General features: G+C 65.4%; 21 protein-coding genes and 3 pseudogenes. 10 read left to right on the forward strand and 14 right to left on the reverse strand.

Annotated features, from left to right (window positions below):
* Positions 1–6: 6 nt before the first annotated feature.
* On the reverse strand, positions 7–1044 hold the full coding sequence (locus tag BJF89_RS10075) for a zinc-binding alcohol dehydrogenase family protein (RefSeq protein WP_255372587.1): 1038 nt from the start codon (positions 1042–1044) through the stop codon (positions 7–9).
* 70 nt (positions 1045–1114) lie between these two features.
* Between BJF89_RS10075 and glf the strand changes: the two genes are divergently transcribed.
* A complete protein-coding gene (glf, locus tag BJF89_RS10080; RefSeq protein ID WP_075814529.1) occupies positions 1115–2290 on the forward strand; it encodes a UDP-galactopyranose mutase in 1176 nt (391 codons plus the stop codon).
* Positions 2291–2420: 130 nt separating this feature from the next.
* Here the strand turns inward: glf and BJF89_RS10085 are convergent, their stop codons facing one another.
* The 5 genes and pseudogenes from BJF89_RS10085 to BJF89_RS10115 form a co-directional block, all read right to left on the reverse strand.
* Positions 2421–3092 carry a hypothetical protein gene (locus BJF89_RS10085; RefSeq protein WP_075814531.1) on the reverse strand — a complete coding sequence of 224 codons (672 nt, stop codon included), beginning with the start codon at positions 3090–3092 and terminating at the stop codon, positions 2421–2423.
* Between the two features lie 56 nt (positions 3093–3148).
* Complete coding sequence (locus BJF89_RS10090; RefSeq protein WP_075814533.1) at positions 3149–4495, reverse strand: HAMP domain-containing sensor histidine kinase; 1347 nt, start codon at positions 4493–4495, stop codon at positions 3149–3151.
* 3 nt (positions 4496–4498) lie between these two features.
* Entirely contained in the window at positions 4499–5176 is a 678-nt protein-coding gene (locus BJF89_RS10095; protein WP_075814535.1) for a response regulator transcription factor, read from the reverse strand.
* A 519-nt stretch (positions 5177–5695) separates the two neighbouring features.
* Positions 5696–6915: pseudogene (locus tag BJF89_RS20025) on the reverse strand (IS3 family transposase).
* Positions 6916–7184: 269 nt separating this feature from the next.
* Positions 7185–7823 (reverse strand): TetR/AcrR family transcriptional regulator, encoded by a 639-nt coding sequence (locus tag BJF89_RS10115; RefSeq protein WP_075814539.1) that lies wholly within the window; start codon positions 7821–7823, stop codon positions 7185–7187.
* Positions 7824–7898: 75 nt separating this feature from the next.
* Between BJF89_RS10115 and BJF89_RS10120 the strand changes: the two genes are divergently transcribed.
* The 4 genes from BJF89_RS10120 to BJF89_RS10130 all read left to right on the forward strand — a co-directional run bounded on the left by BJF89_RS10120 (position 7899) and on the right by BJF89_RS10130 (position 10698).
* Entirely contained in the window at positions 7899–8810 is a 912-nt protein-coding gene (locus tag BJF89_RS10120; protein ID WP_075814541.1) for an alpha/beta hydrolase, read from the forward strand.
* 53 nt (positions 8811–8863) lie between these two features.
* Positions 8864–9616 carry a type 1 glutamine amidotransferase domain-containing protein gene (locus tag BJF89_RS10125; RefSeq protein ID WP_075814543.1) on the forward strand — a complete coding sequence of 251 codons (753 nt, stop codon included), beginning with the start codon at positions 8864–8866 and terminating at the stop codon, positions 9614–9616.
* A gap of 648 nt (positions 9617–10264) precedes the next feature.
* Complete coding sequence (locus tag BJF89_RS19530; RefSeq protein ID WP_255372588.1) at positions 10265–10399, forward strand: hypothetical protein; 135 nt, start codon at positions 10265–10267, stop codon at positions 10397–10399.
* Complete coding sequence (locus BJF89_RS10130; protein WP_139311981.1) at positions 10396–10698, forward strand: hypothetical protein; 303 nt, start codon at positions 10396–10398, stop codon at positions 10696–10698. Before BJF89_RS19530 ends, BJF89_RS10130 begins: the two co-directional genes overlap by 4 nt.
* Before the next feature lie 41 nt (positions 10699–10739).
* On the opposite strand, the gene BJF89_RS10135 is transcribed toward BJF89_RS10130, so the two are convergent.
* The 4 genes and pseudogenes from BJF89_RS10135 to BJF89_RS10150 all read right to left on the reverse strand — a co-directional run bounded on the left by BJF89_RS10135 (position 10740) and on the right by BJF89_RS10150 (position 14836).
* Positions 10740–11348, reverse strand: a complete 609-nt coding sequence (locus BJF89_RS10135; protein ID WP_075814547.1) for a TetR/AcrR family transcriptional regulator — start codon at positions 11346–11348, stop codon at positions 10740–10742.
* A gap of 53 nt (positions 11349–11401) precedes the next feature.
* A complete protein-coding gene (locus tag BJF89_RS10140; RefSeq protein WP_083650641.1) occupies positions 11402–12880 on the reverse strand; it encodes an MFS transporter in 1479 nt (492 codons plus the stop codon).
* 146 nt (positions 12881–13026) lie between these two features.
* Positions 13027–14009, reverse strand: a pseudogene (locus BJF89_RS10145) (NADPH:quinone oxidoreductase family protein).
* Positions 14009–14836: an SDR family oxidoreductase gene (locus BJF89_RS10150; protein ID WP_075814549.1), complete on the reverse strand. Its 828-nt coding sequence runs from the start codon at positions 14834–14836 to the stop codon at positions 14009–14011. Before BJF89_RS10150 ends, BJF89_RS10145 begins: the two are co-directional and overlap by 1 nt.
* 261 nt (positions 14837–15097) lie before the next feature.
* On the opposite strand from BJF89_RS10150, the gene BJF89_RS10155 reads away from it, so the two are divergent.
* The gene (locus BJF89_RS10155) at positions 15098–15712 is read left to right on the forward strand and encodes a TetR/AcrR family transcriptional regulator (RefSeq protein ID WP_075814551.1); all 615 of its coding nucleotides are present in this window, start codon (positions 15098–15100) and stop codon (positions 15710–15712) included.
* A gap of 25 nt (positions 15713–15737) precedes the next feature.
* Here the strand turns inward: BJF89_RS10155 and BJF89_RS10160 are convergent, their stop codons facing one another.
* Positions 15738–16166, reverse strand: coding sequence for a VOC family protein (locus BJF89_RS10160; protein WP_075814553.1), 429 nt, complete (start codon positions 16164–16166; stop codon positions 15738–15740).
* Positions 16167–16270: 104 nt separating this feature from the next.
* On the opposite strand from BJF89_RS10160, the pseudogene BJF89_RS10165 reads away from it, so the two are divergent.
* Positions 16271–17982, forward strand: a pseudogene (locus BJF89_RS10165) (long-chain-fatty-acid--CoA ligase).
* Positions 17983–18160: 178 nt separating this feature from the next.
* Here the strand turns inward: BJF89_RS10165 and BJF89_RS10170 are convergent.
* The 3 genes from BJF89_RS10170 to BJF89_RS19540 are packed head-to-tail and all read right to left on the reverse strand — an operon-like array spanning position 18161 to position 21539.
* Positions 18161–19909 (reverse strand): ABC transporter ATP-binding protein, encoded by a 1749-nt coding sequence (locus tag BJF89_RS10170; protein ID WP_075814555.1) that lies wholly within the window; start codon positions 19907–19909, stop codon positions 18161–18163.
* Complete coding sequence (locus BJF89_RS19535; RefSeq protein WP_369803708.1) at positions 19906–20709, reverse strand: ATP-binding cassette domain-containing protein; 804 nt, start codon at positions 20707–20709, stop codon at positions 19906–19908. Before BJF89_RS19535 ends, BJF89_RS10170 begins: the two co-directional genes overlap by 4 nt.
* 17 nt (positions 20710–20726) lie before the next feature.
* A complete protein-coding gene (locus BJF89_RS19540; RefSeq protein WP_075814559.1) occupies positions 20727–21539 on the reverse strand; it encodes an ABC transporter transmembrane domain-containing protein in 813 nt (270 codons plus the stop codon).
* A gap of 199 nt (positions 21540–21738) precedes the next feature.
* On the opposite strand from BJF89_RS19540, the gene BJF89_RS10185 reads away from it, so the two are divergent.
* The 3 genes from BJF89_RS10185 to BJF89_RS19550 all read left to right on the forward strand — a co-directional run bounded on the left by BJF89_RS10185 (position 21739) and on the right by BJF89_RS19550 (position 23839).
* Positions 21739–22716: an ABC transporter substrate-binding protein gene (locus BJF89_RS10185; RefSeq protein ID WP_075814561.1), complete on the forward strand. Its 978-nt coding sequence runs from the start codon at positions 21739–21741 to the stop codon at positions 22714–22716.
* Positions 22717–22800: 84 nt separating this feature from the next.
* Positions 22801–23244, forward strand: coding sequence for a hypothetical protein (locus tag BJF89_RS19545; protein WP_255372589.1), 444 nt, complete (start codon positions 22801–22803; stop codon positions 23242–23244).
* Positions 23219–23839: an ABC transporter substrate-binding protein gene (locus tag BJF89_RS19550; RefSeq protein WP_255372613.1), complete on the forward strand. Its 621-nt coding sequence runs from the start codon at positions 23219–23221 to the stop codon at positions 23837–23839. Before BJF89_RS19545 ends, BJF89_RS19550 begins: the two co-directional genes overlap by 26 nt.
* The last annotated feature ends 13 nt before the right edge of the window (positions 23840–23852 follow it).

Genomic DNA, 23852 nt, shown 5'->3' on the forward strand with positions numbered 1-23852 from the left:
CTGGACCTAGATCCGCACCACGATCTTGCCGGTCACGTGCCCACGCTCGATCTCACTGTGGGCCTCGGCCAGGGTGGCGGCGTTCATGCCGATCATCGTCTCGCCGACGGTGGGGATCAGCCGGCCGTCATCGACCATCCCGGCGATGCGGTCCAGGATCACACCCTGCTCATCGACGTCCTCGGTGTCGAACACGGTGCGGGTGAACATCGACTCCCAGTGGATCGAGATCGACTTCTGCTTGAACGGCGCGATCTGGAAATCCTCCGGGTCGTCGATCAGACACAGACGCGACTGCGGTGTCATGATCTCGGCCAGCTCCTCGGCGTGGCCGGAGGAGTTGGAGGTGAAGACCAGGTCGATGCCGTCCGGCTCGAGGTCGAGTACCTGCGGGGCCAGATTGCGGCGGTGGTCGACGACCTCGTGGGCACCCATCTCGACGACCCAGTCGCGCGATTCCTCACGGGAGGCGGTGGCGATCACCGTGAGGCCGGTGAGCGCACGCGCGAGCTGGATCATCACGCTGGGTACACCGCCTGCACCGCCGAGGACCAGCAGCGAACCGTTCGAGTCGATCGACGCGCCGAGCCGTTCGAACAGGGCCTCCCAGGCGGTCAACGCCGTCAGCGGGAGCGAGGCGGCCTCGGTCGCCGAACAGGTGGTGGGGCGGTGGCCGACGATGCGCTCGTCGACCGCGTGGAACCGGGCGTTCGTACCGTCGCGCAGCTGGCTTCCGGCGTAGAACACCCGGTCGCCGATCTCGAAACGTTCGACCTCGCCGCCGACCTTACGGACGACGCCGGCAGCATCGTAGCCGAGGATCGGCTGCTCGCCCCGCGCGAGGGCGTCACCCGAGCGGCGACGCATCTTCGTGTCGATCGGGTTCACCGACACCGCCTGGATCTCGACCAGGAGATCGCGGGGGCCGATCTCCGGCAGGGGGACGGTCACGTCGGTCAGGCACCGGGGGTCATCCACGGGAAACTCACCTGTGACTGCGACGGCCGACATGGTGGTGGGCAGCTCGATTGCGCGGGAACTCATGGCGCCCCATAGTAGGGCCACCGGCATGGCGCCGCACCCGGGCAGGCCACGGGCTGTATCGTTACTGTTCATGAGTGACCGGAACAGTGAATATGATCTGATCGTCGTCGGGAGCGGGTTCTTCGGGTTGACGGTCGCGGAGCGCGCCGCCAGCCAGCTGGACAAGAAGGTGCTCGTGCTCGAGCGCCGCAGCCACATCGGCGGCAACGCCTACTCCGAAGCGGAGCCGGAGACGGGCATTGAGATCCACAAGTACGGTGCGCACCTGTTCCACACCTCGAACAAGAGGGTCTGGGACTACGTCAACCAGTTCACCGACTTCACCGACTACCAGCACCGCGTGTTCGCCATGCACGACGGCACCGCCTACCAGTTCCCCATGGGCCTGGGCCTGATCAACCAGTTCTTCGGGAAGTACTACAGCCCGGACGAGGCCCGGGAACTGATCAAGGAGCAGACCGACGGGCTCAACCCCGAGGACGCCGCCAACCTCGAGGAGAAGGGCATCTCCCTGATCGGCCGCCCGCTCTACGAGGCTTTCGTCCGTGACTACACCGCCAAGCAGTGGCAGACCGACCCCAAGGAGCTTCCGGCGGCGAACATCTCCCGCCTGCCGGTGCGTTACACGTTCAACAACCGGTACTTCAACGACACCTACGAAGGACTGCCGGTCGAGGGGTACACCGCGTGGTTGGAGAACATGGCGAAGAACGCCAATATCGAGGTCCGTCTGGACACCGACTGGTTCGAGGTCCGGGATGAGCTGCGCGCCTCCAGCCCGGACGCACCCGTGGTCTACACCGGCCCGTTGGACCTGTACTTCGACTACGCCGAAGGCCACCTGGGGTGGCGCACCCTCGACTTCGAGACCGAGGTGCTGGAGACCGGTGACTTCCAGGGCACCCCGGTGATGAACTACAACGACGCGGACGTCCCCTACACCCGTATCCACGAGTTCCGTCACTTCCACCCGGAGCGCAAGAACTACCCGGAGGACAAGACCGTGATCATGAAGGAGTTCAGCCGCTTCGCCGAAGGCGAGGACGAGCCGTACTACCCGATCAACACCCCCGAGGACCGGGAGAAGCTGCTACGTTACCGCGAACTCGCCGATGCCGAGACCGCGGACAACAAGGTCTTCTTCGGCGGACGCCTGGGCACCTACCAGTACCTGGACATGCACATGGCCATCGGTGCCGCGCTGAGCATGTTCGACAATAAGGTTTCCCCGCTGCTGGAAGGGTAGCGGCGCGAGGGGCGCGGCCCTTCTGAGAAACAGGCACCATCCTGTGCACGCGATAGCTCTGTTCCACGTGTCCGGGATGGTGCCTTCTTGTGCTCTGAGGTACGGGTGCCGGTCGGTCGTCAGTCGTCTGTCAGTCGTCGAGGTCGGTGGCCACCACGGAGAAGTCGTCGGCCAGGTCGACATCGACCTCGCGTCCGTCCTGCCCCTGGACACTGACCTCGTAGGTCACACCCCGGTCATCGGAGGAGGACACGGAGTCCACGACGCCGTCCCGGACGCCGGCCTCACCGGACGCTGTCAGGGCCGCGTCGATCACGTCGTCGAGCGCATCCAGGTCAAGGACCGGATCCTGCCGGTCGGACTTGTCGGCTTCCTCGGTCTCGACGCGCATGGCACCGTCGGCGGCGACATGAACCTCAGCGGACCCGCCGTCGTCGAGTTCAACCTCGACCTCGTGACCGCTCCCCTCGATGTCGACGGAGCTGGCTCCGTTGCCACCGGCTTCGGCGACGGCCTGTTCCGCAGCGTCCCGGAATGAGGCGGCGTCCGTCCCGGCGGTGGTCGGTGCGCCGTCAGTGTCAGCCCGGTTCTCGGCGGCGACGGTACGCACGCTGTTGTTGCTGTCATTGCCGTCATCGTCGGAGTTCTCCGAGACACCGTAGGCGACGCCTCCGGCCAGGAGCAGGGCGGCGACCGCGCCAGCTCCGATGACGATGCCCTTACGCTTCTTACGCGGCACCGTGGCCGTGTCGGTGGTTTCTGTGTGTGCTGTGTTTCCTGTGTTTCCTGTGTTTTCTGACATGCACCCACCATGTCTGACAGGTACTGAACCCTTTCTGAAACTTGCTGAAAGCCTCTTTATCTCGGCAGGGCAACCGTGAAAACTGCGCCTCCGTGCGTCGCGTCGTCCGTACTCTCGCCAACCACCACCTGCCCGTGGTGGGCCTGGACGATCTCCTTGACGATGGCGAGTCCGAGACCGCTCCCTCCGGCGTCGCGGGCGCGTCCCTCGTCCAGGCGGGCGAACCTGTCGAAGATGCGCTCCCGGTCGTTCTTTGGGACACCGGCACCGTCGTCCGCGACGGTCAGCACGACAGCGGAAGTGGTCCGGTCGGTGATTCGGAGACCGAGAACGACCCGTGACTCCGCATGGCGGGCGGCATTGTCGACGAGGTTGCGCACCGCCCGGCCAAGCAGTCGGGGATTACCCTCCACCTGGGCTGCATCCACACCGGAGGTATCCACAGTGAGTGCACTGATCCGCTTCAGCCGGTCCGCCTCCGCCAACAGCAGGTCGTCGAGGTCCACGGGCTCCGTGGGAGGACGGTGGTTCTCGTCGAGCCGCGCCAACAGCAGCAGCCCCTCCACCAGGTTCTGCATCCGCTCCCCTTCGTCGAGGACGACCTCACTGAGTTCGTGCAGGGAGGTGGCGTCCGGGTAGGACGCCCCGAGCTCCGCGTGCTGGCGCATGGTCGCCAACGGTGAGCGGAGCTCGTGGGAGGCGTCGCTGACGAACCTGCGTTGTACCGCCTGTGAATGCTCGAGTCGTGCAAGCATGCGGTTCATGGTTGTCGCCAGCGCCCCGAGCTCGTCGTCCCCGGCGTCCACTCGGCGGGAGAGCTCGTCGGCGGTGATGCTGTCGACCTGACGGCGGAGGCGTTCGACCGGACGCAGCGCACGCCCGGTCACGATCCACACCACCGCCCCCACCAGCACGATGACCAGTGGGACGGCCACGGCCAGCAGGATCGTCGTCGCGCTGACCGTCTCGTCGACGTGCTCGGTCGTCCGGGCGACGGTGAACGTCCCGGCGTCGGTGTCCTCGGAGACCACCAGGTAGGGTTCGTCGTCCACGGTGACCTGTCGGGACGACTCGCCGGGCTCCGGGAGCTGGTCAGCCTCGTCGTCATTGACCACGGTGCCGGTGTCGCCGGCAGCGTTGAACCGGACGAGCTGGTCATCATCGACTCCGGTAATGATGCTCTCTGCCCGCGAGGGGTCGTTCTCGACCTGGGAACTGAGGGAGTCGAGGTCCTGCTCCGCGGACTCTTCGACGGACGCCGTGAGCACCCGTCCGAGCACCAGTACGGCGACCACCGCGCTGACGACGAGGATCAACGTGACGATGGCGGTCGCCCCTGCCGTGACCCGGGTACGGATCGAGTGGCGTGTCCCGTGACGTGTGGTGGGTTGTGTGCCGGGCACGACTTATCCACCCGTCCCGGACAACCGGTAACCCACGCCCCGCACCGTCTCGATCGCGTGCCGTCCGAAAGGCCGGTCGACTTTGGCACGCAGGTGCCCGATGTAGACCTCGATGATGTTGGCGTCCCCGGTGAAGGAGTCGCCCCAGATATTGGCGATGATCTCCTGACGGGTCACGACCTCCCCGCGGCGGCGCAGCAGGAAGTCCAGCACCGCCATCTCGCGCGCAGTGAGCGTGATCTCCTGATCGCCGCGGAACGCCTGCCGCGCAGCCGGATCGAGGGTCAGGTCACCGGCCTCGAGGACGGCGGGACGTTCCCGGGCCCCGCGCCGGGCGAGAGCCCGGAGACGGGCAATGAGCACCGGGAACGAGAAGGGTTTGGTCAGCCAGTCGTCGCCACCGGTGTCGAGGCCCTCGACCTCGTCCCATTCGCCGTCTTTCGCGGTGAGAAACAAGACAGGGGTGTGGTCGCCGTCGGCGCGCAGTGCCTGGCAGACGCGGTAGCCGTTCAGTCCGGGCATCATCACGTCGAGGACGATGACGTCGTAGTCTGCGTCGGACGCCATGTCGAGTCCGGTGGCGCCGTCATGGGCGACATCGACGACCATGCCTTCGGCCTCCAGGCCGCGGCGTACGCCGTCGGCGAGACGCTTCTCATCATCCACCAGCAGAATCCGCATGGAGTCCAGTCTTGCACGACCCGGCTGAACCGTTGCTGAAGGACAGTGGCCTCGCGGGGGTGGGGTGTGCAGTCGTGAGATCCTCACGAACAGTCCGGCCGCGACTGTGGAAGCCGCTTTTCGGGAACCGGAGGCTGATCAGCAGTGGGGGAGTTATTGGAGCTGATAGCAGGTGTTATTCAGGCCGAACTCCTGCATATTGCAACAGATGAATCATCTGACGCTACCCTGCTCCGGTGGCGGATATCCGGCTCCTAGCTGGGAAGATGTGCGTCTTGGGATCGGCTTGGATGGCCGATTCCTGGTGGACTGTCATCGCTGGCGTTATGCCTTGCACTTTTCTGACCTCAGGTTATTGCGCCACGTCTCATCGGGTGCAGCTTGTGTACGATCGGCCGGTCCTCCGGCCTGTGGAAGAGGTCGTTGAGACCGTGCTGGATGGCTGGCGCAATCAGCAACTCTCACGCAGCCTGCAGTTCGACATGATCCTGGCCTTCCCCGCAAATTGTGGACAGGTAACTAAGCTGCTTCGGGTAACTCAGCAGCAGGTTTGTTGAACAGAATCATTTCAGACTCCACTGGTGGAACGTAGTCAAGCGCGGAGTGAAGCCGCCGACGGTTGTAGACCACCTCAAACCAGCGGGCGACAGCCTGTCGAGCCTCATCCCGGGTCGGCCAGGCGTATCGGTTATAGAACTGAAGTTTTCAACGTGGCCCAACACGCTCGGCCATCGCATTGTCCCAGCACACTCCGGTACGGCCCATCGACTGCAACACCTGCAGGTCCCGGCACACGTTATGCATCTGTTCGCTGGTGAACTGGCACTCGCGATCGGCATGGAACACCAGGTCAGAAGGCCGTTCGCGGCGTAGGGTGTGCGCCATGCGCAGGGTCGTTCCACCAGGTCAGTGTGCATGCGTGTCTATCTCCCAGCCGATGATCCGCCGGGAATGCGCATCGGTGACCGCTGCCAGTTACACCTAGTCTTCACCGTTACACAGGTAGGTGATGTCAGAAACCCAGCAGCGATCCAGCACGCCCTGGTCCCAGCTGCATTTAACCAGGTCGGAGATTACGTGGGCGTCGACGCAAGGCAACGTGGGCACCGGGGAGAACTTCTTCGGGCTGATGCCCTCGAAGGCCCCGGTGGGCCATTGACTCCGCCACGGTCTTCACATCCACGGCGGTGCCTTCACGGGCCGGCTGGGCATGCACCCGGGGAGCGGCGTAGACCTTGTCGGACTCCGCAAACACGGTGAGGACCTTCGCGTCGAGAAGGTCACTCCCACGGCGCTGTGGGCAGGGATGCTCGGCCTGCCGTGCAGACCAGGCGTAGAACCCGGAGCGGGACACTCCCAGCAGGTGTGCATGCGGGTGAGCTCGTAGTTCGCCTTCTTCCGTAGCCATCAGTTCGAACCGACCGTCGGTTGTTGGCAAGGCTTGCGAAGAAGGCTGCTGCTTCTCCCAGAAAATCATTACCTTTGTGCAGATCAACGACCTGACGGCGTACCCGTTTGAGTCCGGCGCGTCCATCCAGGTCCAACTTGCAGGTGGGCTCACCGGCACGGTCGGCGTGTTCGGTGGCGACCCAGTTGCCCAGCGTCTAGGCGCCGACATTGAGCTCACGGGCGACTTCGGCGATACTCCGCCCGGTGTCGATGAGCAGTCGGGCTGCTTTGTGCTTGTACTCGCGGCTGAAGCTGCGCCGTGGTCGCTTGCCGACAGTATTGTCGGTCATGGTGACATCCTCTCGTGCGGGACAGGTCCCGCTAAATCGGGTGTCCACTCAACGAGGGTAGGGCCAACACTAGGAACTTTGCGCCGCCGTATCTGTACGTGTTGCGGCATTCCCGGCCGTCGTATCGATACGTTCGACATGTGCTGGCCAAAATCCGTCCGGCACTTCCGTGTCGCGCGGTTTCGGCGAGCAGGAGCCACGTTGGGAAGGGTGCTTGCGTCGACATGCCGGTACGGTTCGGTCTGAGACGATCCGTCGAAACGCGGTTGCTAGTGGGAGCGCTGGCGTAGTCCGGTTTCGATGATGGTGATCGCGGCGGTGACCAGCGAGTCAGGTGCGACAGTTTCTGGGCGCATGGCGTCGTTGCGTAGCGCGACTGACAACATGCCGTTGAGCATTCCCCACAGGGCGGTGGCGGCGGACTCGGGGTGCAGGCCCGCGGTGAGCTCGCCGGCGTCCATACCCTCGCGTAGGAGGTCGGTCAGTTGTTGATGCTGCTCGGTAGCCAACGCGGCGATTTGCTCGATGGCCCCGGGGTCCTCGGGAGGGTTGACGAAGATCTTGAATGCTTGTGGCCGGTCGAAAGCCAGACGGATGTAGGTCTCGCCGACTCGGCGTAACCGCTCGTCTGCGGACCCCTTGCCATCGTAGGCGGACCGCATGAACTCGCGGGTCTGTTCGAGGGCGCGTTCGGCCACCGCGACGAGCAGCGCCTTCTGTCCACCGATCCGGTTGTAGACGGTCTGCAGGGACACGTCGGCGCGTTGGGCGACCATTTCCGCGGTCACGGCCGGGGCGCCGCCCTCGAAAAGCAAGTTCTCGGCGACGTCGACAAGGCGGGCACGCATTTCTGCGACGCGGCGCTGCGTACGGGTCGATGTGGTCTCGGAGTTCGACGGTGTAACCATGCCTTGACTATAAACGAATACACCATTAGAGTCAGATCAATCAATAGAGTTCACTCCATTTGGGAAGGTTTGGCCATGGCGACACGCACCACCATCCAATTCACCTCGCACGGCGAGCAGTGCACTGGGTGGCTGTACCTTCCCGACCTTCCCGCCTCCGCAGCGCCGCCGCCGGTTATCGTGATGGGCCACGGCCTGGGCAGTGTGCGCACGATGCGTCTGGATGCGTACGCCGAGCGGTTCGCTGCCGCCGGATATGCCTGCCTGGTGTTCGACTACCGCTACTGGGGTGACAGTGGGGGGCGGCCTCGACAGGTGATCGACATCACCAAGCAGCGCGAGGATTTCGCCGCGGCGCTTGCGTACGCCCGCAGCCTGTCGTCCGTGGACGGGAACCGCGTGGTGGTGTGGGGTACGTCGTTCGGGGGTGGGCACGTCATTGCCGTTGCTGCCGACGACGGCCACGTCAGCGCCGTGATCGCGCAGTGCCCGTTCACCAGTGGTCTGGCCTCTGGCTTGGCGATTCCGGCCCGGACCTCGATCCGGCTGATGGCGCTGGCCATCGTCGACCAGATCCGCGGGGCCGTGGGTGCGGCGCCGCTGTTGATTCCCACCGCCGGCCCTCCCGGCACGGTCGCGCTGATGACCGCCCCCGACGCCGAAAAGGGCTTTCTCAGCCAAGTGCCCGTCGGCGGTGCTGGTGGCTTTGAGAACAAATCGGCCGCCCGGATCTCACTCCACCTCATGCGCAACTTTCCTGGCCGCCGTGCGGCCGAGATCACCGTCCCGATCCTGTTTGCGGTGTGCAAGACCGATTCCGTCGCCCCGGCCGGTCCCACCCTCAAGTACGCCCTCACTGCACCCGCTGGCGAGATCAAGCTCTATCCCGAGGGTCACTTCGACATCTACCTCGGGGAACCGTTCGAGAGGGTCGTCGCCGACCAAATCGACTTCCTGGCCCGCAACGTCCCTGTCGAGGAGCCGTAAGCTTCTAACCGGGTAGCTTCAACCAGCCCGCCATCACTGTCACGGAGGCTCCTATGAGAGTGCTAGTGCCGTTGCCTGACAACGATTTTGACGTCACCGAAGTCGCCGTACCGTGGCGCCTGATCACCGATGCCGGGCATCAGGTTGTGTTCGCCACCGAGCACGCAGGCGTAGTACCCCAGGCTGATCCGCGTCTCCTCGCCGGTGTGCTGTTCGGGCAACTGGGCGCCGAGCCCGAACCGAAAGCGTTCTACCGAGAACTCGAGGCCTCTCCCGAGTTTCGGGCCACCCAGGCTTGGTCCGAACTGGATATGACGCAATTCGACGGGTTGATCCTTCCAGGCGGCCACGCGCCCGGCATGCGACAGTACCTAGGATCAATCGAGCTTCAGCAGCAGATCGCCCGCTTCTGGGCTCTCAACCGGCCCGTCGGCGCAATCTGCCACGGCGTCCTGGTCCTCGCGCGCACTCAGGACCAAGACACCAGTTTGAGTGTGCTGGCGAGGCGCAACACCACCTGCCTGCCGAAGTGCATGGAGCGTGCTGGGTACCTCCTGACCGCCTGGCGTCTCGGCCGCTACTACCGCACATATCCAGCGTATGTAGAAGACGAAGTCCGATCAGCGCTCATCGACCCTGGATCACAATTCCACCGAGGCCCCCTCGAGATCGCGAGGCGAGGAACCGCCACGGACCACACCCACGCATTCACCGTCGCGGACGGCAACTACCTTTCCGCACGATGGCCCGGCGATGCGTACCTGTTTGCCGATCGCTTTTTGGAACTCCTCACTTCGAAGTCATAGATGTGAGAACCAGACTCACTCCTGTCGTGCTGCACCATCGCGACGGTCGAGTGGTAGCTGGACTCAACCTGACGCTGCGATCGTGGTTGCGACCCTGAAAACTACAGCCGAGAGCACGAGCACAGTCGACGTGTGCAACATTCCGGCCCCATTACGCGATAATCGTTGACTGACTGTGGTACCCGACTCTGCGCCAAGACCCTCCCCATCACTGCCATACGCGCGTATTTCGCGTTCGGCCGGGGTAGAGTGTGAAGTCCGGTCGTGAATGTGCAGTGATCGACTATGCAGGGTCTCCAGTTAGTGGCCCAGATGTCAATATGAGTCAAACCGCTAACACGAAGTACGTGGCACACCCTTTCGTCATCAAAGTGGATCGGTATGACACCATCATGACGAATCTAGAGAACTGCATCTACTGCCCAGGGACCTGTACGAGACAGTTGGCCATACCAGTGGGTATGGCCAACTGGGGTGGAGGAGAAAAAACATAAATCAGTGAAGAACAGTACGGATTCCGCCGGAATATGCTTCTCCCATCCAGGGCAAGCCTGTGATGACAACAGGGTCCTCGAGATCGAAATCGCGCAAGGTCGTCGCCTACCACACTCCTACCGAGCCGCCCTCAAAGATACCGGTTGTGGCATCGTGGATAGATCTAACAGTTTCATACCCTTCCCCGATTCCCAACGCGACAACGAGCACGTGCGCATGGCCCTGGACGCCGCACTGGCGGGTATCGGCGGGTGGGGTTCCACTGGAACGGCTATGACCTGGACGTGACGATTGTGCATGACCTGCTGCTGGTCGAGACCGGGGTGTACATCGGTGGACTGGATCGGCCGGAGCTGGAATCCATGGCCAGTGCTGTTGCCGCGCACAATGACAATGTCACCGGCACTGCTGCGGCGTTGGTGAATCTGGGTAGTCAGGAGCAGCCGGACTGGGTGGTGTGGGCGTTGAACCATCGGACGGCCAGTGCGATGGATGACGGGCAGTTGGAGTTGACGGTCATGAGTAGTGCGGCAATGGTGTCCACGACCGTCGCTGATCTGCTGGGGCGACCCGCACCAGCTGCCTGATGCGCGTCGTGCAGTGCACACGCGCCGGGGTGCCGCCCTTCCTACCCCAGCCCCGTCAACCGGAGCGCGGTGGCGATCTGGTCGCGGATAAACTCGTCCTTGGCATTGTCGTCTGCTTCGGACAGCCGCATGGAGCCGGAATGGATACCGTCCCTGAGGATGTGGGCCAGTCGTTCAGGCGGCACCGCCAGATCCGCCTCACCGGCACTGAGATTGCCGAGGAAACGGCTGTACCGCCTCACCGTGAGTTCCGGCGCGCGTGACCAGACTGCATTGACCTCAGGATCGACTTTGGCGGCGAGTTCGATTGTCCCCACCAGGCCACCGTTGGCGAAGATCGCGTCGATGTAGGCGCGGGTCGTGGCTGCGATGATGACCGCAGCACTTTCCCCTTCGAGTCCGTCGAGGAACTGCGCCTCGATCAGCTCGGTCCCGACTTGCTCCACCAGCGCCAGGAAGACTTCGTCCTTGGACTTGAAGTAGACGTAGAACGTCGGGCGGGAGGTTCCCGCCCGACGGGCGATCATCTCGATCGTCACGGAGGCGTAGCCGACGTCGTTGAAACACTCCGCAGCAGCGGCGAGGAGTTCCTGGCGACGGAGGTTTCCGGACGCCTGGTGGCTGGCCCGCTGTCGGCTCTCGATGGTCATGGTGTGGTGTCCCCTTTGGCAAAGTCATCCGACAGGGGCAAGCTTACAGTCGGCTATCGCGCTGCCGGAGATGCCGTCGGTGTCTCGGGGGCACCGGATTCGGCGGGAGCTTCGGTGCGGCCGCCGGTATCTGACATACGGGTGTGCTCGATACCGGGGACGGCGTGGGGGTCGTCGCGGACGAACTTCGGGTTCGTCTCCGGGAGATACCAGGCGCAGAAGACGTTGATTGCCGCCATGGCGATCATGTAGATCGACACGCCCCAGGTTCCGCCGTTGGCCGTGGCGATCAACCAGGTCATCACCAGGGGAGCTACGCCGGAGACCGCGACGGCGGCGATCTGGTAGGCCAGGGACGCTCCGGAGTAGCGGATGCGGGGCTCGAAGAGCTCGGCCATGAACGCTGCTAACGGCCCGAAGATCAGGGCCTGTCCCACCGAACTGATGAACATGGCCACGACGAGCAACGGTGCAGAGGTCGTTTCCGCGAGCCAGAAGAAGGGGAAAGCCCATACAACCAGCAGCGTGGCGCCGGCGATGATGAGAGGGCGGCGTCCGATGGAGTCGGACAGTTTGCCGGTGTACATGATCAGCAGCGGCATGAGTACCGACGCGACCATAATCGCGGTCAGTACCGTGTTGCGATCCATGCCCAGGCCGTTGTCCTCGGGTGAGGCGGTACCGAAAGACAGGAAACCGGCGATAGACACGTAGAACGCTGAGTTTGTTCCGGCGAGCAGGCCGGCACCGAGCAGAATCTTGCGCCAGTGCTTCGTGATGGCCTCGCGCAGCGGGGCCTGGGCGACTGTGGCCTGTCCGGATTCCGCCCGGACATCGGCGACCTCTTCCTTGAGCTCCCTGAACTCCGGGGAGTCCTCGACCTTGAGATGGATGTAGGCGACGATCGGGATGAGTAATGCGGAGCACAGGAACGGGATGCGCCAGCCCCAGCTGATGAAAGCCTCGTCGGACATCGCCAGGCTGCAGCCGATCATCATGAGGTTGCCTAGGAACAGTCCGAGCGGGACGCCCATCTGGCCGAACGTTCCCGAGAACCCGCGCTTCTTGGGTCCTGCGGATTCGGTTAGGAGGAGGACGATACCGCCCCACTGTCCGCCGCATGCCAGGCCCTGGATGAGACGCATCGTGACCAGAAGGATCGGTGCCGCTGCTCCGATAGCTGCCTGGGATGGGAGGCAACCGATGAGGAAGGTGGCCAGTGCCATCGCGCTGAGCGTGATGATAACCATGGGCTTGCGTCCGACCTTGTCGCCGTAGTGGCCGGCGAGAATGCCGCCGACGGGGCGGGCGATGAAGCCGACGGCGAAGGTGCTGAAGGACAGCAGGGTGCCAACCAGAGGTGAGACTTCAGGGAAGAAGACCTTGGGGAAGACCAGTGCTGCGGCCGTTCCGTAGATGAAGAAGTCGTACCACTCGATGGAACTGCCGGCCAGGCCGGCGGCAAGCAGTTTGGAGTGGGCCTTCCGGTTGGGTTCCGCTGTGGACTGTTCCGCGGAGGAATGTCGTGTCATGAGGTGACCTTTACAGGTGGGGTGTGCGGTGGGTCACATCGATTCCACTTTACATTGACGTCAATGTCAAGAGTTTCGAAAACAAATCTTCCGACGGATACGAAAAGACGCCCTGCCAGCGACAGGGCGTCCTTTTTCTGACGTGCTCAGGCCTGGTAGACCACACGTCCGACGGTCGTGCCGTCCGCCAGGCGCTGCAGTCCGTCCGGCACCTCGTCGAAGCTGAGATGCTCGCTGACCAGGGGGGCGACCTTGCCTTCGTTCGCCAGCGCCGTCAGCTCCTCATGGCAGTGGCGCACGGCGGCGGGGTCGAACTTGTTGTACAGGCCCCAGTGCAGGCCGAGGATCGAGTAGTTCTTGATCAGGGCGTGGTTCAGTGCGACCTCCTGGATCTCACCGCCGGCGAACCCGATCAGGACGATGCGGCCCTCGAAGGCGATGCATTTGGTGGAACGGCGGTAGGTGTCCCCGCCCACCGGATCGAAGACGACGTCAGCGCCGCGTCCACCGGTCTCCTCCTTCACCACCGCCACGAAGTCCTCGGAGTGGCGGTCGACCACGACGTCCGCACCCAGCTGGCGGGCGATCTCCGCCTTGTCCGGGCCGCCGACCACACCGATGACGCGTGCGCCGGCAGCTTTGCCGATCTGGATCGCCGCACTGCCCACGCCGCCGGCCGCGGCGTGGACGAGCAGTGTCTCACCGGCCTTCAGCTGGGTGCGTCGGTTCAGGGCGAACCATGCCGTCTGGTAGCCGATGAACAGCGATGCAGCCTGACCGTCCTCAAGTGACTCGGGCGCGGGGAAACACGTTGCGGCACTCAGGACGGCGTACTCGGCGAAGCGCCGTAGGGAAGTTCCGAGGTGCCGTAGACGCGGTCACCTAGAGCGAGCCCCTCAACGCCCTCGCCGACGGCGGTGACGTCACCGCAGAGTTCGACACCGGGGGTGAAGGGTAGGTCGGGGCGTACCTGGTACTTGCCCCGACACATCAGGACGTCGGGGAAATTGGAGGCCGTGGCACGCGTCTTGACCACCACCTGCCCGGGACCGGGCTCCGGGATGTCCGTCTCGACGGCGGTGAGGACCTGCGACGGCTCACCGAGTTCGGGTACCTGCCATGCTCTCATTACTGCTCCTTGCTCTCGATAGTCCGTGCGATCTTGTTCATGCCTTTGAGCCACCGGTCAGGTGTGGTGGCCCGCTTCGCGTAGTAGTCGGCCACTTCCGGGTGGGGGAGGATGTAGAAGGTGTCACCCTGGAGGGCGTCCATGACGGTGTCCGCCACCTGCTGCGGCGTGAGGGCTGTGTCCCGGCCGAGCAGCTCCTGGTACGGGCCGGTGCCGGCGAGCATGCGGGTCTGAACCCCCTGCGGGCAGATGGCCTGGACCACGACACCCTGGTGGCGGTAGGTGGCCGAGAGCCACTCGGCGAAGGCCACGGCACCGTGCTTCGTCGCTGAGTACGCCGGAGCACCCAGCATGGTCAGCAGGCCCGCCGCTGACGCGGTCACCACGAAACGTCCCCGACCGCGTTCTGCCCAACCCGGCACCAGCAGCCGTGCCGCGCGGACGTGGGCCATCATGTTGACCTGGACGGAGGTGTCCCAGTCTGCCTCGGCGGCGTCGAGGCCGTGTCCCCGGTCGACTCCCGCGTTGGCGAACCACGCGTCGATCTCGCCGTAGGCGGCGCGGGCCCGTTCCACGAGGGACGCCACGCCTTCCTCAGAGGCGGCGTCGCCGACGACGACCAGGCTCTCGCCGCCGGCGTCGATGATCTCCTGGCCGGTCCGTTCCGCGCCGGCTTCGTCGAGGTCGGAGACGACGACCCGGGCACCGTTCCGGGCGAGGTTGCGGGCGATCGCTGCCCCGATACCGTTACCGGCCCCGGTCACGACGACCGCCGAGCCTTCTGTGGTGAACGCCGTCGTCTGTCCGGCGTTGTGTGCTTCTGTCATCCTGAGTGGTGTCCTTTCGGGTGCTGTCCGTTCTCGCCGGGACGTGGCCCGAGTGGTGTCCCGGCGGACAGCGGAGTGGTGACCGGGGCAGGTGACCCGCGCGGGGTACCTACTAAGCAGTCGCTTAGGTACACTCTACTGTGCACTGTGATGTCGACCACGTCAACCGTGTACTCATGAGGTGCCCCACTCCATGCCGGAGTTGCCCGCCAGCGTTGCAGGAAGAACCGACAATGACGCCGTCCGAGGGAGAAGACGACAGTGACTGAAGGCAAGAGCGACGACAATCCGACTGCCCGTACCGCCGGTGCCAGGGACCGGCTTCTGTCGGCCGCCGCGGAAGCGTTCGCCGACCGTGGCTTTCACGGCACCACCACCCGCGACATCGCGGGGGCCGCGGGGATGAGCCCGGCAGCGGTCTACGTCCACTTCCCGTCGAAGGAGGAGTTGCTGTACCAGCTCATGCACGACGGGCACCTGCAGACACTGGAGGTGATGGACGATGCGGATCTCCCGGAGGCCCCGGCCCCGCAGCGGTTGGCGTCGGTGATGTCCGCCTTCGCCCGCTACCACGCGCTCGAACACACCGGGGCGAGGGTGGTGAACTACGAACTGGCGTCACTGTCAGCCGAGCATGCTGTGGTGGTGTCCGCCTTGCGGCGCGAGGTCACGGCACGTCTACGGGACATCGTGGATGCCGGTGTCGCAGAGGGCGAGTTCCGCACACCGGACTCGCGGACCTGCACGGAAGCGCTGTTGTCGATGGGGGTCGACATCGCGCGGTGGTACCGTGACGGCGTCTACATCAGCCCGGACGAGATCGCGGACTTCTACGCGCAGCTGGCGCTGCGCTGTGTGGGGCGCGACCTCGAGTGACACCCGGACGAGGGCGGGCAGCGGGTCAGGGCTGGTCGCCGGAGGAGACGTTCACCATCCAGGAGACCCCGAACTTGTCGCGGACCTGGCCGAACCAGTCGCCCCACATCTGCTTCTCGAGAGGGAGTACGACGGTGCCGCCGGCGGACAGTCCCTCGAACCAGCCGGCGACCTTGTCGTACTCACCGGCATCGCCGCCGATGCAGAGGTCGACCGGAGGCGCGTCGAATTCACGCGGATCGGTGTCTGCGGTGTCACAGGCCATGAACGTCCACCCGTCAGGGGTCTCCAGGTGGCCGTGCATCAACAGGGGCTCACGTTCCGGCGTGTCGGCAGCTCCTGCCTGGCCGAAGGTGAGGGTGTCTGCCTTGCCGCCGAAGACCTCGGCATAGAAGGCCAGGGCATCCGCGGCAGTGTCGCGGAACTTAAGGTAGGGGTTGAGCCAGGTGGACATGACGGTGACCTCTCGGTGGTGGTGTCTGCGTCGTGGGGCTGTGGGCACCACGAGCACCACGAGCACAGGGGGTGACCTATGTTACAGGCGTAACCTGACACAGTATGGACGACAGCAACAGCCACAGGACCTGGCGGCAGTACTACCCCGAATGGACCAGCCCGGAACTGGAGTACGACGGGGCCGGGGAGCGTACTCTCGCGGCCGTCTTCGACCACGCGGTGACGACATGGCCGGACCGTGCCGCCATGACGTTCTTCGGCTCCACCCTCACGTACGCCGACTATGGACGACAGGTCCGCAAGGCGGCGTCGATGCTGCACAACCGCGGTGTCCGGAAGGGTGACCGCGTGGCGATCGCGCTGCCGAACTGTCCGCAGGCGCTGATCAGCTTCTACGCCGTGCTGTCGTTGGGGGCGACCGCCACGCTGCACAACCCGCTCTACACCGCCCGCGAACTCGCCGTCGCGTTCAAGGACCACGGTGCGAAGGTCGGCATCTTCTGGGACAAGGCTGTGGAGGTCGCCCGCGAACTGCGTACTGTCGCCCCGCTCGAGCAGATCATCCCGGTCACCGTCACCCGCGCGATGCCGGTCTACCTGCGCGTGGCGCTGAAGCTTCCGGTCAAGCCCGTCAGGGCCATGCGTGACAAACTGCAGGGCAGTACCGACGGGCTCACCGAATGGTCCGACCTGGTCAAGGACGCCTCCGAATCCGAGGGCCGTGCGTTGATCGAGACGGCGGAGGTGGAGCCCTCCGATCCGGCCATCGTGCTGTACACCTCGGGCACCACAGGGACGCCGAAGGGTGCGGCGCTGTCGCACGCCAACCTCTGCGCCAACATCATCCAGGGGGTCGCCTGGGTTCCGGAGCTGGGGCAGAGAGCGGAGCCTGAGCGGATGCTCGCCGCGCTGCCGATCTTCCACGCCTACGGGCTGACGATGAACATCACCCTCGCTCCGCTGATCGGCGGCACCGTGGTGCTGTTGCCGGCACCGGAGAAGCCCCTGCTGGCCTCGGCGATGAAGAAACAGAAGCCACCTGGGTCCCGGGGGTACCTGCCCTCTACCAGACGATCATGGACATCGCGGAGAAGCAGAAGATCGACATCTCCGGGGTCAAGGCCAGCTTCTCCGGTGCCTCCGGGTTGCCGGTGGAACTGGTGAAACGCTGGGAGAACATGACCGGTGGACTCCTGGTCGAAGGGTACGGACTCACGGAGACCTCACCGATCGTGATCGGCAACCCGATGAGTACCGACCGTCGGCCCGGATACGTGGGCATCCCGTTCCCGGACACCGATGTGCGGGTGGTCGACCAGGACGACCCCACCCGCGAACTCCCCGACGGTGAGGCCGGCGAGCTGGTGGTGAAGGGACCGCAGGTCTTCGGCGGCTACCTCAACCGTCCGGACGCCAATGAGAAGGCCTTCGTGGACGGTTGGTTCCGTACCGGGGACATGGCGGTGAAGGAGTCCGACGGTTTCGTCAAGATCGTCTCGCGCATCAAGGAGATGATCGTGACCGGCGGGTTCAACGTCTACCCGGCAGAGGTGGAGGAGGTGCTCACCGAGCACCCGTCCATCGCCCAGGCCAGTGTCGTGGGCCTACCGCGTGACGACGGTTCGGAGACCGTCGCCGCCGGCATCGTCCTGGAGGACGGTGCCCGGTTGGACGAGGAGGTGCTCAAGGAGCACTGCAGGGAGGGGTTGGCCCGCTACAAGGTGCCACGGGTCTTCCAGGTGTTCGATGAACTGCCCTCCGACCAGTTGGGGAAGGTCCGCCGGGTGGAGGTGCGGGAGCAGATGCTGGGGTAGCAGGGACATCTCCGGTCCCGGGCTCCTTCTCACCCGCTGACGCAGCAACCCCAGAGGTTGGTCCCACCGACCTGCGGGGTTGCTGGGCGCCGCAGGAGTCGTTGCAGTCATTCCGGCGGGTGCATACTCCTCCCGAAGGCTCCGGGAGGGGTGTGGCCCGCCACACGGTGTCACGGAGTCACGGAGCCTGCATCTGCCACGCATCCCACAGCCGTGAGTAGTGGCCGTCGCGGGCCAGGAGATCGGTGTGCGTCCCGGACTCGGCGATCGCTCCGTCGTCGAGCACCACCACCAGGTCAGCGTCGCGGGCCTGGGAGAGTTGGTGGGCGACGATGACGGATGTCCTCCCGGCCGTGACCGCGTTCACCGCAGCGTCCAGCAGGGAGAGGGCGTCGCCGGCCCCGGCATGGGCGGTGGCTTCGTCGAGGACGATGACCGGCGGATCGGCGAGAAGCACGCGGGCCAGCGCCAGCAGCTGGATCACCGACTCGTCGAGTGGACCGGTGTCATCGAGGGTGACCCTCTCTCCACGGTCCGGTGCCACGGCCCTCAGCGCCGCGAGGAGTTCGGCGTCCGTCGCGTCCGGCGCGGCGAGCCGCAGGTTGTCCGCCACCGACTGCGAGAACTGGTGGAGTTCCTGGGTGACCAGCGCACAGGCAGGCGACCCCTCCACAGTGACAGCATTGTCGGCGGGAACATCGCCAACGGTGACGCTGCCCTGGTCGGGTCGTAATGCACCGGCGATGAGGCGCGCGAGCGTCGACTTCCCGGACCCGGAGGCACCGACCAACACAACCCGCCGTCCGGCGGGGATTGAGAGCGAGACCCGGTCGAGGACCACGCCGGTGCCGTTGTACCGGAACGAGATGTCCCTGATCTCCACTGGTAGAGGCAGCCTTCCGGCGCAGTCCGCGACGGTCTGTGGTTCGTGGACGGAGCGGGGAGCCACCAGAACGCCGACGAGCCGGGCCAGTCCCACCTCCGCCCGCTGAAGATCGTCGATGCCGGCCAGCAGGACACTCACCGGGGTGAAAATCCGCTGGAAGAATAGCGCTCCAGCCGTTGCCGCCCCCACAGTGAGTGCCCCGGCGTCGACCCGCCAGAACCCCACGCAGAGGACGGCGGCGAGACCGAGGAACTCCGCGGTATTCAGGCCGCCGTTGAAGACGTTGCGCACCTTCGTCGCCGCACGGCCGATCTCCACGGCGGCGAGACTCCGCGCGGCGATGAGGCCCAGGCGTGCGTCTTCCTCGGCGTGCGCGCACACCGTCTGCGCGCCGTTGACAGTCTCGATCAGTGCCTGGCCGCGTTCGGCGTCCATCCGTTGTTGACGGACGTACAACGGCCGCGACCTCCGCAGAAAGACCACACCGGAGAGAAGTTGGACGGGGACGGCCACCAGTGCCGCCAGCGCCAGCCACGGATCCAGTACGGCGAACCCCAGTGCGGTGACCAGCAGAGTGAACAGCGACTGGGTGGTGCGTGGAAGGACCTCGGTGACTGCGGTGGTCACGGATTCGACGTCGCCGGTAATGCGCGAGACCACATCCGAGCTACCTGCGTTCTCCACGTCGGTGGTGTCCAGATTCACCGCGGCCTCGAGGACGTCTTCCCGCAACCCTGCCAACACCGCCTGCAACGTGCGTACCAGAAGACGCCCACCCCACAGGACGAGTATGGCGGCGACAACGCCGGCCACCACGATCCCGCTGACAGTGAACGCGACACGTCCCAGGCCACGCCCGTCGATGACGTCGTCGACGATGCGTCCCTGCAGGACGGGGACCACGAGAGCAGCGGCGGAGCCGACGGTGAAAGCTGCGACTGCGACGGCCAGCGCCCCCAGCCGGCCACCCAGCAACGAGCCGACCGTGCGGAGTGTCTGCCGGACGGTGGCCTCGGGGAGGCAGGACCCCACCGCGCTCACAGGTCCACCACCGTGTCACAGTGGCCGAGGACCATACGGTCGGACGACACCATCAGCACGGCCCGGGATCCGTCGCGACGGGCGTGCGAGACAATCCCGGCAGCCACGTTCCGGGACGTCACCGGGTCCAGGGATATCGTCGGCTCGTCGAGGACGAGGACGGGGCCGGCCGTATGGAGGGCGCGCGCCAATACGACCCGCTGGCGTTGTCCCCCGGAGAGTCGGCGGCCGTCTTCCCCGATGGCGGCCTCGGCGGACCCCAGGTGACCGATCACGTCGTCGAGCGCGGTGGCGGCCACGATGTCAGGATCTGCCGCGTCGTCCGTGAAGGTCACGTTTTCCCGGAGGGAGCCGGTGAACAGGGTCGCGCCCCGAGGCGGCACGGTGACCGTGTGCCGCCACGCCTCCGGGCCCAGATCGAGGGCGTCCACTCCGCCGAGGAAGAGTTCGCCACGGCGCGGGGCGGTACGGAATCCGAGGAGATCCGTCACCCGCCGCGCGTCTGTGGCGTCCGTGACGTGCAGGCCGACAACATCGCCGGGAACCACCGTCATTGTGGTGCCCGAGTCCGTCATCCAGGTCAGTTCAGTACCGGTGGGGGCGAGAGCGCCCGACGTGTCCCTCGCGCCGGGAAGCAGGAACTCCCCGGAGAGGAACTCCTGCAGTCGTGCCGCCGAGGCGCGTTTATAGGCCCAGTTCGCGCCGAACGTCCCGATGTGCGCCAGCGAGGCCTTGAGGAACTGTGCCAACCCGATCACCGTCACCAGTTCGCCGGGGGTGATAACCCCGTTGACGGTCATCCATCCGGCGGCGAAGGTCAGCAGTGCCAGATAGAGCAGTGACACGATGTCACTGACCGCGTCGTAGCTGCGGAGTGAGACCGCCGAGGCGACCGCGGCGTTGCGAGACCGTGTGCTGGCCTGCCGGTAACGCCGTACGATCTCGCCCTGTGCCCGCAGCCCACGGAGGATGCGGAGGCCCACCATGCGTCGGTGGCGACGTCACTGGCTGCGGCGACGGCGCGTTGTTCGCTCCGCCCGCGGTAGAACATCGGTCGGGCGAGTCGCTGCATGAGGAACAGGACCGCGACAGCACCACCGAGGACCCCGATGCCCAACGGGACGGAGATGACCAGCAGGGCGCCGGTGGCGGCGACGAGCCCGGCCACCGTGGCGAGTTGCTGGGCGATGCTCCAGGCGACACCGGCCACCTGGAACGTGTCGTTCGTGGTGATGGAGAGTGTCTCGCCAGTGGGACGGGGAACGTGGCGACGGGCGTGGAGGACCCGGCCCACCGCGAGTTGTCGCAGGTCGTGCTCGGCGTGGCCGTAGACCCGCACCATGCCGAGCATCGCCCGCTGGTAGGCCAGCGACATCAGCAGGAAGGCTCCGGCCAGGACACCGAGCCAGGTGACCAGGGCATGGAGGTCGCCGGGCATGACCGCCCGGTCGATGATGACACCGATGAGCACGGGGACGGCCGCCTCGCCGAGATCGTGGACGATCAGTCCGCCGGTGCAGAGCGCGAGGCGCCCGGCGCGTCTGTCACGTGTCAGCGCGATGCGCAGAATCTGCCTGGTGGTGACGGTGCTGGGGTCCTCCGGCAGGTGGGTGTTCGGTGGGGTCCGCATGACAGTTCACGCTAGGGACGCCGGGAAAGTCCGGGAGGACGAGAGTTGTCGTGCAGCGGACACTGCGTCGGCAGCATTGTCTTGTCCCGCCGTTCTGTCCGTTCAGCGACCCAGACTGACCGAACCGCAAAGGGTACCCTCAGTAAAATTCGCCGCATATGCCGGATATCCGGTAGATCCGTGAACGAGAGGAACAGCGATGCAGTCAGTCCGTACCACAGGCCGCCGTGCGGTCGTAGCCCTGCTGACCGGAGCCGCCGTCCTGACGGCCGCGGCTTGTGGGACGTCCGCCGACGGGCAGGACGCCGACGGACGTCGCACAGTCGACAGCGCGTACGGTCAGGTCGAGGTTCCGGACGACCCCGAGCGTGTCGTCGCCGTCTCGTACGACACCCCGTGGCAACTCAAATCCCTGGACGTCACACCGGTGGGTGCCCAGGACTACGGTGACTACTCCCAGGGTTTCACCGACGAGCAGATGGAGTTCGTGGAGCAGGCTGACCCGGTCGGGAAGTTCTTCGACCTGGATATCGAGGCGGTGGCGGCCGCTGAACCCGACGTGATCGTCGGTGATGTCCTCGAGATCGACGAGGACATCTACACGAAGCTCTCCGAGATTGCCCCGACCGTCATTGTTGAAGGGGAGACCCGGGGGGACTGGAAGACCATCGTCGGTGAGATCGCTGCCGCGGTCGGCGCCGAGGACGCTCTCGCGGAGACGACGGCGGCCTATGAGAAACGGCTGGGGGAACTACAGGACGAGTACCGTGACGTGCTCGACACGTACTCCTTCGCCTCGATCGGGCCGATGGCGGATTCCGCGAACTTCTACATCAACTACCCTTCCGGGATCCTGGGCGCGGTGTACGAGGAGATCGGCATGCGCACGGCGCCCTCGGTCCCGACCGGTGAGTTCCCTAAAGGCTGGGAGGAATACTCCACCGAGAAGATCGGCGAACTGCTCGGCGAGGCCGACGTTGTCCTCGTCCCCGTCCTCGCGGACGGGACAGTGGACCCGGTCATGCAGGAGATCATCGACAGTCCGCTGTTCCGGCAGCTGAAGGCTGCACAGGACGACCATGTCGTCCGCATTGACGGGCTTGTCACCGACTACGAGTCTGCGACGGCGTATCTCGACGTCATCGATGACAAGGTCCTCGCGCCGCTGCAGGACTGATCCCCACCACCCTCCCCGATCGGAGCAATCATGTCCCCAGTGACATCCCCAGTGACATCCCCAGTGACCAGATCCCGTCGTACCGTGGCCACCGTAGCCCTGGCACTGGCGGTCGTGCCGACCCTGCTTGCCGGATGCTCGGCCGCGGATGAATCGACACCGGATGGTTCGTCCACCGCACGTGACGGAGACACACGGGTCTTCGCCGAACCGGATGACGGGGCGTTCCCGGTCACGCTGGACCACGCCTACGGTGAAACGACGATCGAGGAGCAGGCAGAGCGCGTGGTCGTCGTCGGCTGGGCGGGAGCGGACCTCGCGGTCCAGCTCGGTACGGTCCCGGTGGCGCAGGGAGTAGCCGGGGGAGAGGGCGACAGCGCGGACTACCACCCTGGTTCCGGGAGGCGGTCGAGGAACTCGGGGCTCCACTGCCGGCCACCGATCCATCCTGGAACGGGGAGAGGTCGACGTCGAGTTCGTCGCGACACAGGAGCCCGACCTCATCCTCGCCATCAGCTCAGGAATTAGTGCCGACGAGTACGACCGTCTCTCCGACGTCGCGCCGACCGTCGCTTTCCCGGACGAGGCCTGGGGGACGTCCGCAGAGGACCACCTGACGATGGTCGGCGATGCCTTGGGGCGTTCCTCCGAGGCAGAGAAGATCACCCGGGAGCTCGACGAGAAAATCAGTGAGGTGGGTGCCGGGCACCCCGAGCTGTCGGATGTCTCGTTCCTCTACGGGTTCCTCCCCACGGACGGGCAGACGGTGATCTTCTCCGAGGCAGACCCGCGTGTCACGACACTGGAGCAGTTGGGGCTGGTGCCCTCGTCCGATCTGGACGAGCTCGCCCGGGAGGCGGACGGGGTGTCGAGCTTCAACGTCGCCGTCGAACGACTGATCACCACGGACACGGACATCTACGTGACCACCGTCGACCGCGCGGAGTGGGACGCCGCCGTGGCAGAGGACCGTGCCTTCGCCGCGTGGGGCCCGGTCGCCGCGGGGAATGCGGCGGTCATCGACGACCCGGACGTCGGCCTGGCGCTGGCGACCTCCACTCCGCTGAGTCTGGCCTGGGCCGTCGAGGATATCGCGGACGATCTCTCCGCAGCGGTGGACTGACCTTCAGTGCACT

Origin of the sequence: Corynebacterium sp. CNJ-954 (assembly GCF_001942345.1) — a bacterium.
Classification (GTDB): domain Bacteria; phylum Actinomycetota; class Actinomycetes; order Mycobacteriales; family Mycobacteriaceae; genus Corynebacterium.

Coding starts and splice junctions, on each gene's coding strand:
- BJF89_RS10075 (WP_255372587.1), bottom strand. CDS start 1,044: ATGAGTTCCCGCGCAATCGAGCTGCCCACCACCATGTCGGCCGTCGCA.
- glf (WP_075814529.1), top strand. CDS start 1,115: ATGAGTGACCGGAACAGTGAATATGATCTGATCGTCGTCGGGAGCGGG.
- BJF89_RS10085 (WP_075814531.1), bottom strand. CDS start 3,092: ATGTCAGAAAACACAGGAAACACAGGAAACACAGCACACACAGAAACC.
- BJF89_RS10095 (WP_075814535.1), bottom strand. CDS start 5,176: ATGCGGATTCTGCTGGTGGATGATGAGAAGCGTCTCGCCGACGGCGTA.
- BJF89_RS10115 (WP_075814539.1), bottom strand. CDS start 7,823: ATGGTTACACCGTCGAACTCCGAGACCACATCGACCCGTACGCAGCGC.
- BJF89_RS10120 (WP_075814541.1), top strand. CDS start 7,899: ATGGCGACACGCACCACCATCCAATTCACCTCGCACGGCGAGCAGTGC.
- BJF89_RS10125 (WP_075814543.1), top strand. CDS start 8,864: ATGAGAGTGCTAGTGCCGTTGCCTGACAACGATTTTGACGTCACCGAA.
- BJF89_RS10135 (WP_075814547.1), bottom strand. CDS start 11,348: ATGACCATCGAGAGCCGACAGCGGGCCAGCCACCAGGCGTCCGGAAAC.
- BJF89_RS10140 (WP_083650641.1), bottom strand. CDS start 12,880: ATGACACGACATTCCTCCGCGGAACAGTCCACAGCGGAACCCAACCGG.
- BJF89_RS10150 (WP_075814549.1), bottom strand. CDS start 14,836: ATGACAGAAGCACACAACGCCGGACAGACGACGGCGTTCACCACAGAA.
- BJF89_RS10160 (WP_075814553.1), bottom strand. CDS start 16,166: ATGTCCACCTGGCTCAACCCCTACCTTAAGTTCCGCGACACTGCCGCG.
- BJF89_RS19535 (WP_369803708.1), bottom strand. CDS start 20,709: ATGACCGTCAACGGGGTTATCACCCCCGGCGAACTGGTGACGGTGATC.
- BJF89_RS19540 (WP_075814559.1), bottom strand. CDS start 21,539: ATGCGGACCCCACCGAACACCCACCTGCCGGAGGACCCCAGCACCGTC.
- BJF89_RS10185 (WP_075814561.1), top strand. CDS start 21,739: ATGCAGTCAGTCCGTACCACAGGCCGCCGTGCGGTCGTAGCCCTGCTG.